Below are 15,542 nucleotides of genomic sequence, written 5' to 3' on the forward strand. Positions count from 1 at the left end.
TCCGGCCGTGACGACGGATGTCGTGCGTCACCCCGGCGGCAGTCGCCATTCGTCGGGTGTACTCCGCCCCCGCGCGAACCCAAGATGGGAGGAAACGAACGCTGGAGGTGTGGTGGAAGACCTGGAGACGACCGAGGTCCACCGGAAGGTCGCGGAGCACCTGCGGGCGGTGCACGAGCCCGCGTTCGGCCGCCCGCACTCGATCCGCGAACCCCACGTGACGGCCGACGGCACGCGGGCCGTGGTGACCGGCGCCGTGTTCGACGAGCTGAACGGCGTGCCCCGGACCGCCGTCTACACGGCCGGGGACGGCGAGCTCCGGCCGGTGACCGCCGGGCAGGGTTCGTCGCGCAGCGCGCGGTTCTCGCCGGACGGGAGCACGCTCGCGTTCCTGTCCGACCGTCGCGAGGCGGGCGTGTTCCAGCTCTCCCTGCTCGACGCCGGCCGGTTCGGGGAGGCGCGGTCCGCGCCGGAGGTGCCCGGCACCGTCGAGTACGCCCACTGGTCCCCGGACGGCGGCAAGGTCCTGCTCGGGGTGGCCGGGCTCGGCGCCGACCTGGCCGGCGGGCAGGGTTCGGGCACGAACTCTAAGGAGACCGCGGAAAAGCCGTCGTGGTTCCCGGAGCTCGACGACGGAACCCACGACGGCGGCTGGCGGAGCCTCTGGGTGTACACCGTCGGGACCGACGAGGTGACCCAGGTGTCGCCGGCCGGGCTGAACTGCTGGGAAGCCGGCTGGTGCGGTTCCGACCGGGTCGTGGCGATCGCGTCGGACGCGCCGGGTGAGGACGAGTGGTACGCCGCCCACCTGACCCTGATCGACCTCAGCGGCGACGCCCGCAAGCTGCTCGGCAGCGACGTCCAGCTCGCCCTGCCCGCCGGTTCCCCGGACGGCGCGTGGGTGGCGGTCGTCGAGGCCGTGTGCAGTGACCGGTGGGTGGTCGCGGGTGACCTGGTGCTCGTCGAAGCCGCGACCGGGGCCGTGCGGCGGATCGACACGCTCGGCGTCGACGTCACGCAGGTGCAGTGGATCGACGCCGAGCGACTCGGGTACGCCGGGTTGCGCCGGCTCGACTCGGTCGCGGCCATCGTCGAGGGGGACAAGGTCACGGAGGTGCTCTCGACCGGGCTGTCCTGCAGTGCCGGCGGGTTCCACCCGCAGGGCGCGTTCACCGCCGACGGCCGGTTCCTGACCGTCCAGGACTCCTACGAGCTGCCACCGGAACTGGTGCTGGACGGTGCGCGGCTCGCCTCCATCGCCCACCCGGGGACCGACTTCGTCCGGTCGGTGGCCGGGTCGGCCGAGGTCGTGACCTGGACGGCGCCGGACGGCCTGGAGATCGACGGGATCCTGTGCCGCCCGGCCGGCGACGGCCCGTTCCCGCTGGTCGTGAGCATCCACGGCGGCCCGATCTGGTCGTACCAGAACTCCTGGTCGATGCGCTACGCGTGGGTTCCGCTGCTGGTCCAGCAGGGGTACGCCGTGCTCAGCCCGAACCCGCGCGGCAGTTCCGGACGCGGCCAGGAGTTCGCCGCGCGCGTCGTCGGGGACATGGGCGGCGCCGACACCCACGACTACCTCTCCGGCATCGACGCGCTCGTCGAACGCGGGGTCGTCGACGGCGCCCGGGTCGGGCTGATCGGAGGTAGTTACGGCGGGTTCATGTCGTCCTGGCTCGTCACCCAGGACCCGCGTTTCGCCGCCGCGGTCCCGATTTCGCCGGTGACGGACTGGTACAGCCAGAGCTTCACGAGCAACATCGCCGCGTGGGGCACCCGCTTCCTCGGCGCGGACCCCGAGCAGCCCGGCACCCTCGCGCACACGCGCAGCCCGGTCCTGCACGCGAGCAAGGCCCGCACGCCGTGCCTGAACATCGCCGGTGCGCGGGACAACTGCACGCCGCCCGGCCAGGCGAAGGAGTTCCACCAGGCGCTGCTCGCGCACGGGGTGCCGTCGGTGCTGGCGATCTACCCCGAGGAGGGCCACGGCGTCCGGGCGTTCCCCGCCCAGCTCGACTTCCTCGCGCGGACGCTGCAGTGGTTCGAACGCCACATGCCCGCGTCGTGACGAAAGCCGGCCGCGGCACCCCGCCGCGGCCGGCAGGTGCCCGTCCGGTGTGAAGTGCCTGCGCCAGCACCAAAGGCGGTCTCCGCGACGGTGGTCATTTTCCTCCTCGGGCCGGGTGCCGGGGCGTCATGCCCAGCTGTTTCATCACGAAGGCGAGCCACGAGGTGTGCTCCTCGATGGCGACGTCCTTGTCGGTGGCCCAGCCGTGGCCGACGTCGCGCCAGACCCGCAGCAGGACGGGGTTCGGTCCGGCTGTCGCGGCCTGCACGCGGGCGGCGAACTTGCGGGCGTGCCACGGCGGGCAGCGTGGGTCGGTGTCCCCGGCGTCGAGGTAGATCGCCGGGTAGTCGACGCCGTCGCGGACCAGGTGGTACGGCGACAGCGACGCGAGCCGGCGGACGTCGTCCGGGTCGTCGAGGTCGGCCAGCTCGAGGTCGACGACGAAGCGGCCGTACCCGTCTCGGGTCGCCCCGATGGCGTCCAGGAACGGCACTCGCGGCACGGCCACCGCCCACAGCGCCGGCCGGAGCGTGGCGGCGACCCCGGCCAGCAGCCCGCCGTTGGAGCCGCCGCTCACGGCGAGCAGGCCGGGGCTCGTGACGCCGGTGGCGACGAGGTCTTCGGCGATGGCGTGCAGGTCTTCGTAGCAGTTCTTCTTGTTCTTCTGCTTGCCCTGCTCCCACCACTCGCGGCCGAACTCGCCGCCGCCGCGCAGGTGGACGTGCACCAGCACGCCACCCGCGTCCACAAAGGACGACATCGGGCCGAGGAACACGGGGTGCCACGGCGCGTTGAAGCCGCCGTAGCCGAAGACCATGGCCGGGCGCGGCCGGGTGAGCCGCAGGTCCGCGCGCCGGACGAGGTGGTACGGGATCCGCGTCCCGTCCGGTGAGGTGGCCCAGCCGTCCTCGACCACCGTGTCCGGAATCGTCGTCCGGGGTGCGGACAGCTCGTCCACAGTGGACCCTGGCCGGTGCCGGTAGTAGCCCGCCGACGTCGTCAAGGTGGTGAAGGCGAAGGCGTACTCGTCGTCGAGGCCCTCGGGGTACAGCGCCATCAGCGGGAACGGCAGCTCGACCACGGCACCGCGGCCGGGCAGCGGCACGTGCCCGGCGAGCTCACCGCCGGCGGTGAAGATCCGGACCTGGCTGTAGGTGTCGTCCAGGCCGAGGACGTAGAGGTGGTCGCCGACCGGCGTCACCGACCGGAGCGCGACGCGGGATTCGGGCACCAGCTCGTCCCAGGTGGACGGATCCGACGGCGTCGGATTGTCCAGCGCGATGGCGACCACCCGGCCGCGGGGCGCGCCGAAGTCGGAGACGGCGATCCACCGGTCGCCGACGAGGTGCCCGTACAGGCCGCCGACGGACGCGTCGGTGACGAACGGCCGCCAGACCGGTTCGGGGGAGCCGTCGAGGTCGGCCACCGCGACCGGGATCGGGGCCAGCAGGTGCTGGACGGCGATCGCGCGCTTGCCGTCGGTGGAGAACACGACGGTCCGGTAGTCCTGGTCGGGCAGCCACGGCGCGTCGACCGTCGTGGTCTTGCCCGATTCGGGCCGGTGCAGCAGGACTTCGTGCCGCAGGTCGGTGTTCTCGCCGAGCATGGCGGTGTAGACGAACCCGCTGGAGTCGGGCAGCCACCGCGCCCCGCCGGTCCAGTTGTCGAGCAGCGGCTGCGCCGGTGCGGGCAGGCGTTCGCCGCTGACGGTGTCGAGCAGGCGGATGGTGTTGCGTTCGCTGCCGTCGTCGCAGACGCCGACGGCGACGTACCGGCCGTCCGGCGACGCGGTCACCCAGGAGACGAACGGCGGCTTGGCCGGGTTCTCCTCCGCCGCGTCGAAGAGCACCTCGCCGTCGCCGAAGCGCTCGTCGGAGAGGATCACCCGCGCCTGCGTCGCGCCTTCGGGGATTTCGCTGCGCACCCACCGCCGTCCCGCCGGCGCGGGGTACGACCCGGACCGTGCGGTGAAGAAGTGCCGGACGCTCTCCCGCAGCGTCTCGAAGTGCGGCCAGTCGCGGACGTGGGAGTCGGCGAGGGCGGCCTGGTCGTCCTGCCACCGATCGACTTCCTCGGTGCGGTCTTCCAGCCACTGGTACGGGTCGGGGAAGTCGACGCCGGCCACCTGGACGATGCCGTCCACGGTGCGGGTTTCGGGGTAGCGCGTCACCGGATGTCCTTCACGACGCGGCCGCGCTGGAGCACGACCTGCACCTGCGCGGGGTCGTCGAAGACGAGCGGGTCGGCCAGGGGATCGCTCCCGAACACCGTCAGGTCGGCCAGCTTGCCGGGCTCGATCGTGCCGACCTCGTCGCCGATCCGCAGCACCCGGGCGTTGTCCCGGGTCGCCGAGACGAGCGCCTGCATCGGCGACTCGATCTCGGCGCGGAGCACCAGCTCGTACCCCCGGTGGTCCTGGTTCGGCCCGACGTAGTCCGAGCCGGACCCGATGAGCACCCCGGCCGCGCGGGCGGCGCGGATGGCGTCGGCCTGGCCGTCGATGACGTTCCCGACCCGCTCGCCGATGTGCGCGGGCAGCCCGGCCTCGGTCGAGTCCTTGAGGAGGGCGTGCGCCACCGCGAGGGTGGGCACCAGCGCGACGCCCTTTTCGGCCATGAGCGCGGCCATGTCCGCGTCGACCGCGGATCCGTGCTCGACGCACTTCGCGCCCGCCTCGATGGCCGTGCGCAGGCCGGCGTTGTTGTGGGCGTGGACCGTGACGTAGGTGCCGCGTGCCCGCGCTTCGGCCACGGCGGTGGCGATTTCGTCGTGCGTGAACTGGGTGTCGCTGAGCTTGTCGTGCCGGGACACGACCCCGCCGGTGACGCACATCTTGAGGAAGCCCGCGCCGCGCCGGAACGCCTCCCGGGCGTTGCGCCGCACGGAGTCCGGGCCGTCGGACAGCAGGGACAGCGCCACCAGGCCGGGGATCTGGCGGGCGTCCCAGTCGTCGGCGGAGTCCCACTCCGCGCCGAGGTAGCCGTGGCCGCCGGTCTGCGCCAGGAGCGGTCCACAGTGGAGGATGCGCGGGCCGGGGATCCGGCCGTCCGCGACGACCCGGGCGAGGCCGTCGTCCACGCCGCCGGTGTCCCGCACGGTCGTGAAACCCGACTCCAGGGTCCGGCGGCAGTTGGCGAACATGTCGGCGGCGATCTCCGCGACGGACAGCTGCCGGGACGTGCTCAGCTTGTCCAGGTCACTGGAGAGGCCCAGGTGGACGTGCGCGTCGATGAGGCCCGGGGTGAGGTACTTCCCGGTGAGGTCCAAGACGTCCGCGCCGGGCGGCGGTGTGCCGCCGACCGCCGAGATCCGGCCGTTCTCGACGAGGACGGCCTGCCCCGGGACCGGATCCGCGCCGGTCCCGTCGATGACGGTCGCTCCTGCGAGCCACATGAAGTACTCCCGTCCGTGCGTGGGTGACCCCCCCACTCTCGGCCGTGACCCCGTCCGGGGCCAATCAACATCCGTTGCTCGCCGCGGGCCGGGATCGCGACAGGTGTCGGGCGACGGCGGGCGGCGGGCCCCGCACACTGGGTCGCGGGGAGCACAGGGAGGACGAAGACGATGAGTTCGGAAGTCAGCGCGGACGTCGTGGTGGTCGGTGCCGGGGTGATCGGCGCGGCGATCGCGCTCGAGCTGGCCAGGGCGGGCCGCCGGGTGGTCGTGGTGGACCGCGCGAGCGGCGCCGGGCAGGGCTCGACCAGCGCGTCGAGTGCCGTGGTGCGGTACAACTTCTCCACCCTCGCCGGCGTGGCCGCCGCGTGGGAGTCGCACTTCTGCTGGTCGGCGTGGGGCGAGCACCTCGGCCACGACGTCGGCGCGCTGGCCCGGTTCGAACGCAGCGGCCTGGTCATGCTCGACGTGGCCGCCGCCCCGCGGGCCGGCTGGCTGCCGCTGTTCGACGAAGTCGGCGTGCCCTACGAGGAGTGGGACAGCGCGACCCTCGCCGACCGCGTCCCCGGGATCGGCACCGGCCGCTTCTGGCCGCCCAAGCGCATCGACGACGACGCCTTCTGGGCCGACACCGCGGAGACGCTGGGCGGCGTCTACACCCCCGACGCCGGGTACGTCACCGATCCGCAGCTCGCGGCGCAGAACCTGGCCGCGGCCGCCGCCGAGGAAGGCGCGTGGTTCCGGTTCCGGAGCACGGTGTCCGGAGTGGAGTCCGCCGGCGGCCGGGTGCGTGCCGTCGTGCTCGCGGACGGGGTGAAGCTCACCGCGCCGGTCGTGGTCAACGCCGCGGGACCGTGGTCGGGCAAGCTCAACGCGCTGGCCGGGGTCGGGTCGGACTTCACGATCGGCGTGCGGCCGCTGCGGCAGGAGGTCGCCCACGTGCTCGCGCCCGAGGGCTACCACCCGGCCGGCGGGGTGGGCCCGTCGGTGGCGGACATGGACCTGGGCACCTACTTCCGCGGCGAGGTCGGCGGCGGCCTGCTCGTCGGCGGCACCGAGCCGGAGTGCGACCCGCTGCAGTGGCTCGACGACCCCGACGACGCCGCCCCGAACCCGACCATGGCCGTGTTCGAAGCCCAGGTGACGCGGGCGGCGCGCCGGCTGCCCGGGCTGCGGGTGCCGAACCGGGCCCGCGGCGTCGTCGGCGTGTACGACGCCGCGGACGACTGGACGCCGATCTACGACCGCACCGAGCTCCCGGGGTTCTACGTCGCGATGGGCACCAGCGGCAACCAGTTCAAGAACGCCCCCGTCGTCGGCAGGCTGATGGCGACGCTGATCGACCAGGTCGAGGCGGGCGCCGACCACGACACCGAACCGGTCCGCTACAAGGGCGTCCACACCGGCCTGGAGATCGGCCTCGGCGCGTTCTCCCGCAGACGCGCGCGCAACACCGGCAGCTCGGGCACGGTGATGGGCTGAGCGGTCCCCGCTGGGCTACCGTGGCGGGAAGCCGGGAAGGGGGCGCCGTGCCCGACCGCGATCTCCAGTCCATCGTGGACGAGCTCGCCGAGCGCCTGCGGCGGTCGGTCGCGATCGACGACCCCGCCATCCGCCTCTTGGCGGCGAGCCGCCACTTCGGTGACGAAGACGCCCTGCGCGTCAGCTCGGTCATGAACCGGTCGGTGGAACCGCGGATCGTCGACCACATCCTCACCCAGGGCATCGCCCGCTGGGTCGCACCCGGCGTCGTCGACGTCGAAGGCGCGGCCCCGCGGCTGTGCGCGCCGGTGCGCTGCAACGGCATGCTGCTCGGGTACCTGTGGCTGATCGACAAGGACGGCACGTTCACGGAGAAGGAGATGGCGGCCGCCGGCGAGGCCGCCGCCACCGCCGGGGCGATGCTGCTGCGCCGGCTGCTGCTCCACGAGCGTTCCAAGGCGCGGCAGGAAGGCATCCTGCGCGAGCTCGTCTCCGGCGACCTCGCGGTGCGCGCGCAGGCGATCGAAGACCTGCGGGCCGAACAGCTCTTCGGGGACGAAAGCAGTCACTTCACCGTGCTCGCCGTGCAATGCCCGGCGTCGCAGGCCACCGCCGCGCCGCAGGAGGTCGCGTTCGAGGCGGCGGTCGAAGACGGGGTCCGCGCCGTCGCCGACGACGTCGCGCTGATGGCGGCGAACCGGTCGCGCGCCTGGATCCTGCTCGTGCACCGGGTTCCGCCGTCCCGCGGCCTGGCCGAGTCGATCGCCGAGCGGATCACCGCCCGCTTCCGGCGGCTCGGCGACGAGCACGCCCGGCCGGTCTTCGGGCTCGGCGGCACGGTCACGACCCTCGGCGAGGTCGTCACGTCGTACCAGCAGGCGGTGCTGGCGGCGCGCGCGGCACTCCTGCTGCCCAGCATCGGCGCCTTCGCCCGCTGGGGCGAACTGGGTCCGTACGAGCTCCTGCTGAAGCTCCCGGCCGAAGACCTCCTCGACGCGTCCTCGGTGCCGGCGCTCGCGGCGATCGAGCGGGAGGACACCCACCACGTGCTGATCCCGACGCTGACCGACTTCTTCGACCACGGCGGGAACATCCAGCGCACGGCCGACTCGCTGCGCATCCACCGCGCCACGCTGTACCAGCGGCTCAAGCGGATCGAGCAGATCACCGGGTGCAGCCTCGACTCCGGCGACGACCGGCTCATGCTGCACCTCGGTCTCAAGCTGCGGATCATCGCCGCCGCGTACCGCGACCACCCGGGCCGCTGAAGGTAGACGAACGTCGTCCCCGCGGCCGTCCGGACGCGACATCCGGCGCTGGTTGCCGGCCGGGCCACCACCGCACACTCGAACGACTTCAGCGAGCACCACCCATGGAGGCGTGATGAGCGTGCTTTCGTCCGACCGGGCTCGAACCACGAAGATGCGGCGCGGGGTCCTGATCGCGTCGTCGGTGGGGAACTTCGTGGAGTGGTTCGACTTCACGTTGTACGGGTACACCGCCGGCGTCCTCGCCCTGACGTTCTTCCCGCCGGGCAACAGGACCGCGGCGCTGCTGGGCACGTTCGCCGTCTACGGCGTGGCGTTCATCGCCCGGCCGCTCGGCGCGGTGGTGTTCGGCCGGATCGGCGACCGCCGCGGCCGCCGGAACGCGCTCAGCCTGTCGATCATCCTCATGGGAGCGGCGACGGCGGCCATGGGCCTGCTGCCGGGGTGGTCGTCCGCCGGTGTCCTCGCCCCGGTGCTGTTGCTCGTCTGCCGCCTGGTGCAAGGGTTTTCCGCGGGCGGCGAGTACACGGGAGCCCTGACGTTCACCGTCGAGCACGCCCCCGACGGCCGCCGGGCGTGGTACATGGGCCTGGTCGGGTCGTCCACGATGCTCGGCGCGGTGGGTGCCACCGCCACGGCGCTGATCTTCCGGTCGGCGTTCGGCGACCGGTTCGCGGCCGAGGGCTGGCGGTGGATGTTCGTCCTCGCCGGGCTCGTCGCGCTCGTCGGCCTGGTCCTGCGCCTGCGGGTCGAGGAAAGCCCGGTGTTCACGGAGATGCGTGCTTCGGCCCCGGCTCGCCCCTTCCGTGAGCTGGTGCGCGGGCACTGGCGGACGCTGCTGGTGCTGTTCGCGTACTTCGCCGTGCTCGGCCTGCTGACCCACATGTTCCTGGGTTACCTGCCGACGTACCTGAACGAAGCGATCGGGATGCCGAGCGGAACGGTCCTGGCACTGACGACGGCGGCGAACCTGGTGTCGATCCCGGTGGCCCTGTGGTTGTGCGTCCTGGCCGACCGCCACGGCCGCCGCATCCAGATCCGCCTCGGCGCGTTCGGGGCGGTGGTCCTGATCGTGCCGGCGTACCTGCTGATCGGCACGGGCAGCCTGGTCGCGGTGGTGGTGGCGCTGCTGGCGTTCGTGTTCGCGGTGTCCCTGCTCCAGATGGGCGCGCTGTCGGTGCTCGAGCTGTACCCGACGAGCGTCCGGTTCAGCGGGATGGCGTTGCCGTACAACGTGGCGTACGCGGTGTTCGGCGGCACGGCACCGCTGGTGAGCGAGCTGCTGGTGAACGGGACGGGGATGTTGATCGCGCCGGCGGTTTACGCGAGCGTCGTGGCGCTGATCGCGTTGCCGGTGCTGGTGAAGGGGATTCCGGAGACGAAGGGCGCCAGCCTGCGCGATGTATAACGCCCTATGCGCCGGGGACCGGCTCGATCACCGTGGTCCCCGGCGTCGGAAATCGGTACTTGACAAGCCCGCGGCCGCCGTTCAATCTCTCTAATTAACCGTACGGTACATACCTGACCGGTTAGTTACCTGGACTGCACCGGCGCACCCGCGGAGGAGATTGACGTGACCGATCGTCCGGAGGGTGCCGCCGCGCCCGTGGGCAGGCCCGCCAAGGCGGCCTTGGCCGCGTGGATCGGCAGCGCCCTCGAGTACTACGACTTCTTCATCTACGGCACGGCCGCCGCGCTGGTCTTCAACAAGATCTTCTTCCCGGCCTCCTCCCCGGCGACCGGCACGCTGCTCGCGCTGTCGACCTTCGGCGTCGGCTACGTGTCGCGGCCGCTCGGGGCGCTGCTGCTGGGGCACCTGGGGGACAAGTTCGGCCGCAAACGGGTGCTGCTGGCCACCCTGCTGCTGATGGGACTGTCCACTGTGCTCGTCGGCTGCCTGCCGGGCTACGGGACGCTGGGCGTGGCCGCGCCGATCCTGCTGGTCGCGCTGCGGTTGCTGCAGGGCCTGTCCGCCGGTGGTGAGCAGGCCAGCGCGAACTCCATGAGCCTCGAACACGCCCCTGAGCACCGCCGCGCCTACTACACGAGCTTCACGCTCAGCGGCACGCAAGCCGGGCAGATCCTGGCCACCGCGGTGTTCCTGCCGGTCGCCGCGTTGCCGCAGGAAGCGCTGCTGTCCTGGGGCTGGCGGGTCCCGTTCTGGCTCAGCGCCGTCGTGGTGCTGGTGGGCTACTACATCCGCCGTTCGCTCGACGAGACGCCGGTGTTCCAGGAAGAGGTCGCGAGCGGCGAAGTCGTGAAGCTGCCGCTGGCCGTGCTACTGCGCGACCACTGGGCCGACGTCCTGCGCGTCGTCGTGGCCGCCTTGATCGCCTCCGTCAGCACGATCTTCACCGTCTACGCGCTCAGCTACGCCGTGAACACCGTGGGACTGAACAAAACCCCGATGCTGTGGGTCGGCGTGCTGGCCAACGTCGCCGCCGTGGTCACGATCCCGTTGTGGGCCAAGTTCTCCGACCGCTTCGGGCGCAAGCGGATCTTCATGGCCGGGTCGCTGGGCTGCGCGATCCTGATCTTCCCGTACCTCGGCGCCATCGCGGCCGGCAGCTACCTCTGGATCTTCGTCGTCGGCATCGGGATGTTCGGCGTCGTCTACACCGCCACGAGCGCCGTGTGGCCGTCGTTCTACGGCGAGATGTTCCCCGCGCGGGTGCGCCTGTCGGGCACCGCGATCGGGACGCAGATCGGGTTCGCGATCAGCGGGTTCCTGCCCACCATCGCGGTCGGGGTCACCGGGACGGGCCCGGGCGCGTGGATCGGCGTCGCCGTCTTCACCGCCGCGCTGTGCCTGGTCAACATCATCGCCGTGGCCACCGGGAAGGAGACCTACCGGGTGCCGACCGCGCAGCTGGGGCTGAAGGAACCGGTGCGCGACGAGGTCGGCGTCGCGCGATGAGCGAGTTCGAGGTCTACGCGCTCTGCTACGGCCGGCGCACCGGGTACCGCGGTGAGCACTTCCTGGGCTACGACGGGGATTCCGCCGAATCCCACCCGACCGCCTACTACGTCTGGCTGGCGGTTTCGCCGGAGCACACGGTGCTCGTCGACGCGGGCATCCGGGCGGACCGGGCGCGCGAGATACCCGGGCTGGACTACGTCGAACCCGTCCGGCTGCTCGCCGACCTCGGCGTCGGCCCCGGGACCGTCGACCACGTCGTCCTGACACACCTGCACTACGACCACTGCGGCACGGTGGCCGGCTTCCCGGGCGCGCGGTTCGTGGTCCAGCGGTCCGAACTGGACTACTGGACCGGCCCGTGGGCGAAGCGGATCGAGCGGGAGCGGTGGCTGCTCGACGAAGTGGCGCTCGACCACCTGCGGGCCGCGCCGGTCGACCTGGTCGACGGGGACGCCGAGGTCGTGCCCGGGATCAGCGTGCACCTCGTCGGCGGGCACACCGCCGGGATGCAGGTCGTCCGGGTCGAGACCGCGGGCGGCCCGGTCGTGCTGGCCTCCGACGCGTGCCATTTCCACGAGAACCTCGAGCGCGACCTCCCGGCGCCGCTGCTGCACTCGATGACCGGCGTGTACGGCGCCTTCGACCGGGTCAAGGAGCTGGCCGGAGCGGGTTCGGTCGTGCCGGGCCACGATCCGGCGGTGCTCGCCCGGCACCCGCCGGCGGGGGAGCGGATCGTGCGGCTCAGCGCGTCGTCAGGTAGCTGACGAGCATGTCGGCGACCATCCGCCGGTGGTGGTCGCGGAGGGCGGGGTCGAGCATGTCGCGGTCGAAGATGGCGTTGAACGTGTAGCGGTTCGCGGTGCGGAACACGCAGAAGGCGCTGATCGCCATGTGGACGTCGAGCGCGTCGACGTCTTCGCGGAACTGCCCGGCTTCGCGGCCGCGCGCGAGGATGCGGGTGAGCACGTCGAGCGCCGGGTTGGCCAGGTTGGACAGCGCTTTCGACCGCGCGATGTGCTCGGCGCGGTGGATGTTCTCGATGCTGACCAGCCGCACGAAGTCCGGGTGGGACTCGTGGTGGTCGAACGTGAGCCCGGCCAGCTGCCGGATCGCCTCGGCCGGGTCGAGGTGGTCGACGTCGAGGTCCTGCTCGAGGGAGCGGATGACCGTGTAGGCGCGTTCGAGGACCTCGACGAACAGCTGGTCCTTGTTGGTGAAGTAGTAGTAGATCATCCGCTTGGTGGTGCGGGTCTTCGCGGCGATCTCGTCCACGCGGGCGCCGTCGAAGCCCTTCTCGGCGAACTCGCGGGCGGCGGTGTCGAGGATCTCGGCCCGCGTCCGGTCCGCGTCGCGGATGCGCCCGCTGTTCGCCACTGCGTCCGACGATGGTGCTGCCACGGACTTCCTTCCTCGCGCCTGCGGGTGTGTTCCCAGCTTGAAGTCTCCACTGTAGGACGTCGCCGCGGCCCTTTCCGGCGGCGACACCATGAGGTACAAATAACGTACTGGTTCGTACATTACGGGAGTGCTCGTGACCTTGTCTTCAGCGATCGACGCGATCCGCGCGCACGCCGCGCGGGCGACACCGGGCACGGTGCTCACCGGGCTGATCGGTGCGGGCATCGGGCCGTCGCTGAGCCCGCCGCTGCACGAGACCGAGGCGCGCCGGCTCGGCGTGGAGCTGGTCTACGCCCGTTTCGACCTCGACGACTTCGGCGTGCCGGCCACCGCTGTCGGTCCGCTGCTGGCCGCGGCTCGCGAAGCGGGGTACCGCGGGCTGAACATCACGCACCCGTGCAAGCAGGTGGTGCTCGAGCACCTGGACGAGCTGTCCCCCGACGCGGCCGCGCTGGCGGCGGTCAACACGGTCGTGTTCGAGGAGGGCCGCGCGACGGGGCACAACACCGACTGGTCCGGCTTCGCCCGCGGCCTCCGCACCGGACTGCCGGACGCTGCGCTCGGGTCGGTGGTGCTGCTGGGCGCGGGAGGTGCCGGTGCCGCGGTGGCCCACGGCTTGCTGACGGCGGGCGCGGGTGAGGTCCGGGTTTTCGACCTCGACGCCGCCCGGGCCGCGGAACTCGCCGCAGCGCTTGCCGGCCGGTTCGGGGAGGGCCGCGCGTCGTCGGGGGCGGGGCTTGAGGCGGCGCTCGGCGAGGGTAGCGGCTCGGCGGGCCTCGAGACTGCGCCCGGCGCCCGGTCCGGCAACAGTCGCGCGTCGGCCGGCACAGACCTCGAAGCGGCGCTCGCCGCCGCCGATGGGCTCGTCCACGCCACCCCGACCGGCATGGCCGCCCACCCTGGGCTCCCGCTGCCGGCCGGGCTGCTGCGCCCCGACCTGTGGGTCGCCGAGGTCGTCTACCGCCCGCTCGACACCGAGCTCGTCCGCACCGCTCGCGCCGCCGGGGCCCGGGTGCTCGATGGCGGCCGCATGGCGGTTTTCCAAGCCGCCGAAGCCTTCCGGCTGTTCACCGGCACCGAACCCGATGCCGCGCGGATGCTGCGTCACTTCGCCGCGCTCACCACTTCTCCCGAAAGGCAGCCCGCCGATGTCCTCGACTGACGCCCGCCGTTCGATCGCCACCGTCTGCCTCTCCGGCACCCTCGAAGACAAGCTGACCGCGGCCGCCCGGGCCGGGTTCGACGGGGTCGAGATCTTCGAAAACGACCTCGTCGCCTCGTCCTGGTCGGCGAAGGAGATCGCCGAACACTGCGCCGAGCTGGGCCTGTCGATCGACCTGTACCAGCCGTTCCGCGACTTCGAAGCCGTGCCGCCGGACGCGCTCGCCCGCAACCTGCGGCGCGCCGAGCTCAAGTTCGACGTCATGGACCAGCTCGGCGCGGACACGATGCTGGTGTGCTCGACGGTCTCACCGGACGCCGTCGACGACGACGACCTCGCCGCCGAACAGCTGCACCTGCTCGCCGAACGCGCCGCCGCGCGGGGCATCCGGATCGCCTACGAAGCGCTGGCGTGGGGGCGGTTCGTCAACACCTACGAACACTCGTGGCGCATCGTCCGCCGCGCCGCCCACCCCGCGCTCGGGCTGTGCCTGGACAGCTTCCACATCCTCTCGCGCGGCAGCGACCCGGCCGCGATCCGCACGATCCCCGGCGAAAAACTGTTCTTCCTGCAGCTGGCCGACGCACCAAGGCTGCAGATGGACGTCCTGCAGTGGAGCAGGCACCACCGGCTCTTCCCCGGCCAGGGCGCGTTCGACCTGACCGCGTTCACCGGGCACGTGCTGGCGGCCGGCTACCGCGGCCCGTTGTCGCTCGAGGTGTTCAACGACGTCTTCCGCCAGGCCGACCCGGGACCGGCCGCGGTCGACGCGATGCGGTCCTTGCTCAGCCTGCAGGAAGCGCTCGGGGTCACCGACCTGCCGCCCGCGCCGGCGCTGTCCGGGCACGCGTTCGCCGAGCTGGCGGTCGACGACGCGTCGGCGCCCGGGCTGGCGGAAGCGTTGCGGGGCCTGGGTTTCGCCGAGACCGGCCGGCACCGGTCCAAGCCCGTCCGGCTGTGGCGGCAGGGCGACGCGCGGATCCTGCTCAACAGCTCCGGTCCCGGGGGCGCGTCGGTCGGCGCGATCGCCGTCGAGAGCGCGGACCCGGTCGCGTCGGCCCGGCGCGCCCAGCGGCTGCTCGCCCCGATCCTGCCGCGTGGCCACCGCGCGGACGAGGCGGACCTGTCGGCGATCGCCGCGCCCGACGGGACGTCGGTCTTCTTCTGCCGCACCGGCGCCGACACCGCGGACAGCTGGCTCGGCGACTTCACGCAGACCCCGGCGGACGGCGACGGGGCCGGGGTGACCGGGATCGACCACCTGGCCCTGACCCAGCCGTTCGACCACTTCGACGAGGCGGCGCTGTTCTACCGCGCCGTCCTCGGCCTGGAACCGGAGCCGGTGACGGAGTTCGCGGCGCCGTTCGGGCTGGTGCGCAGCCGCACGGTGGCCGACCCGTCCGGCCGGGTCCGCATCGCGCTCGAATCGGCCCTGCTGCGGCGCGGGGAGTGGGCGCCGGGGGTGCGTGAGCCGCAGCGGATCGCGTTGAGCACCGGCGACGCGCTCGCGAGCGCCCGCCGGATGCGCGAGCTGGGCGCGCCGCTGCTCGAGATCCCCCGCAACTACTACGACGACCTCGACGCCCGGCTGGCCCCGGACCCCGCGCTGCTGACGGCGTTGCGGCAGCAGTCGGTGCTCTACGACCGTGACGAGCGGGGCGAGCTGCTGCACTTCTTCACCGTCGTGCTCGGTGGCCGCGTGTTCTTCGAGGTGGTGCAGCGCATCGGCGGCTACGCGGGCGACGGCGCCGTGAACTCGCCGGTGCGGATGGCCGCCCACCGAAGGCAGCGGCGGGATGCGTAGCCCACAACATCGTGCGGCCCACCGGTGGGCACGCGGTGGGGAACGCC

11 protein-coding genes are annotated in these 15,542 nt (G+C 72.4%); 8 read left to right on the forward strand and 3 right to left on the reverse strand.

The features are described 5' to 3' along the window. Window positions 1–109: 109 nt before the first annotated feature. Entirely contained in the window at window positions 110–2,068 is a 1,959-nt protein-coding gene (locus ACZ7OU_RS25025) for a S9 family peptidase (protein WP_470256930.1), read from the forward strand. Between the two features lie 94 nt (window positions 2,069–2,162). On the opposite strand, the gene ACZ7OU_RS25030 is transcribed toward ACZ7OU_RS25025, so the two are convergent. Both ACZ7OU_RS25030 and ACZ7OU_RS25035 read right to left on the reverse strand, forming a co-directional pair. Next, window positions 2,163–4,238, reverse strand: coding sequence for a prolyl oligopeptidase family serine peptidase (locus ACZ7OU_RS25030; RefSeq protein ID WP_470256931.1), 2,076 nt, complete (start codon window positions 4,236–4,238; stop codon window positions 2,163–2,165). After that, on the reverse strand, window positions 4,235–5,461 hold the full coding sequence (locus ACZ7OU_RS25035; protein ID WP_470237664.1) for a metal-dependent hydrolase family protein: 1,227 nt from the start codon (window positions 5,459–5,461) through the stop codon (window positions 4,235–4,237). Before ACZ7OU_RS25035 ends, ACZ7OU_RS25030 begins: the two co-directional genes overlap by 4 nt. 171 nt (window positions 5,462–5,632) lie before the next feature. On the opposite strand from ACZ7OU_RS25035, the gene ACZ7OU_RS25040 reads away from it, so the two are divergent. From ACZ7OU_RS25040 to ACZ7OU_RS25060, 5 genes are all read left to right on the forward strand, one after another. Next, a complete protein-coding gene (locus tag ACZ7OU_RS25040) occupies window positions 5,633–6,943 on the forward strand; it encodes an NAD(P)/FAD-dependent oxidoreductase (protein ID WP_470256932.1) in 1,311 nt (436 codons plus the stop codon). Window positions 6,944–6,990: 47 nt separating this feature from the next. Then, the gene (locus tag ACZ7OU_RS25045; protein ID WP_470256933.1) at window positions 6,991–8,211 is read left to right on the forward strand and encodes a PucR family transcriptional regulator; all 1,221 of its coding nucleotides are present in this window, start codon (window positions 6,991–6,993) and stop codon (window positions 8,209–8,211) included. A gap of 115 nt (window positions 8,212–8,326) precedes the next feature. Then, window positions 8,327–9,619: an MFS transporter gene (locus ACZ7OU_RS25050; RefSeq protein ID WP_470256934.1), complete on the forward strand. Its 1,293-nt coding sequence runs from the start codon at window positions 8,327–8,329 to the stop codon at window positions 9,617–9,619. 165 nt (window positions 9,620–9,784) lie between these two features. Continuing rightward, on the forward strand, window positions 9,785–11,128 hold the full coding sequence (locus ACZ7OU_RS25055) for an MFS transporter (protein ID WP_470256935.1): 1,344 nt from the start codon (window positions 9,785–9,787) through the stop codon (window positions 11,126–11,128). Beyond that, complete coding sequence (locus ACZ7OU_RS25060) at window positions 11,125–11,895, forward strand: N-acyl homoserine lactonase family protein (RefSeq protein WP_470256936.1); 771 nt, start codon at window positions 11,125–11,127, stop codon at window positions 11,893–11,895. Before ACZ7OU_RS25055 ends, ACZ7OU_RS25060 begins: the two co-directional genes overlap by 4 nt. Here ACZ7OU_RS25060 and ACZ7OU_RS25065 read toward each other — a convergent pair. After that, window positions 11,873–12,529: a TetR/AcrR family transcriptional regulator gene (locus tag ACZ7OU_RS25065; RefSeq protein ID WP_470237658.1), complete on the reverse strand. Its 657-nt coding sequence runs from the start codon at window positions 12,527–12,529 to the stop codon at window positions 11,873–11,875. The genes ACZ7OU_RS25060 and ACZ7OU_RS25065 overlap by 23 nt on opposite strands. Window positions 12,530–12,668: 139 nt before the next feature. Here ACZ7OU_RS25065 and ACZ7OU_RS25070 point away from each other — a divergent pair, with 139 nt between their 5' ends. After that, window positions 12,669–13,691 (forward strand): shikimate dehydrogenase, encoded by a 1,023-nt coding sequence (locus ACZ7OU_RS25070; protein WP_470257652.1) that lies wholly within the window; start codon window positions 12,669–12,671, stop codon window positions 13,689–13,691. Then, window positions 13,678–15,495: a bifunctional sugar phosphate isomerase/epimerase/4-hydroxyphenylpyruvate dioxygenase family protein gene (locus tag ACZ7OU_RS25075; RefSeq protein ID WP_470256937.1), complete on the forward strand. Its 1,818-nt coding sequence runs from the start codon at window positions 13,678–13,680 to the stop codon at window positions 15,493–15,495. The genes ACZ7OU_RS25070 and ACZ7OU_RS25075 overlap by 14 nt, the downstream gene beginning before the upstream one ends. Window positions 15,496–15,542 lie beyond the last annotated feature (47 nt).

It is taken from the genome of Amycolatopsis sp. NPDC114505 (assembly GCF_055633615.1).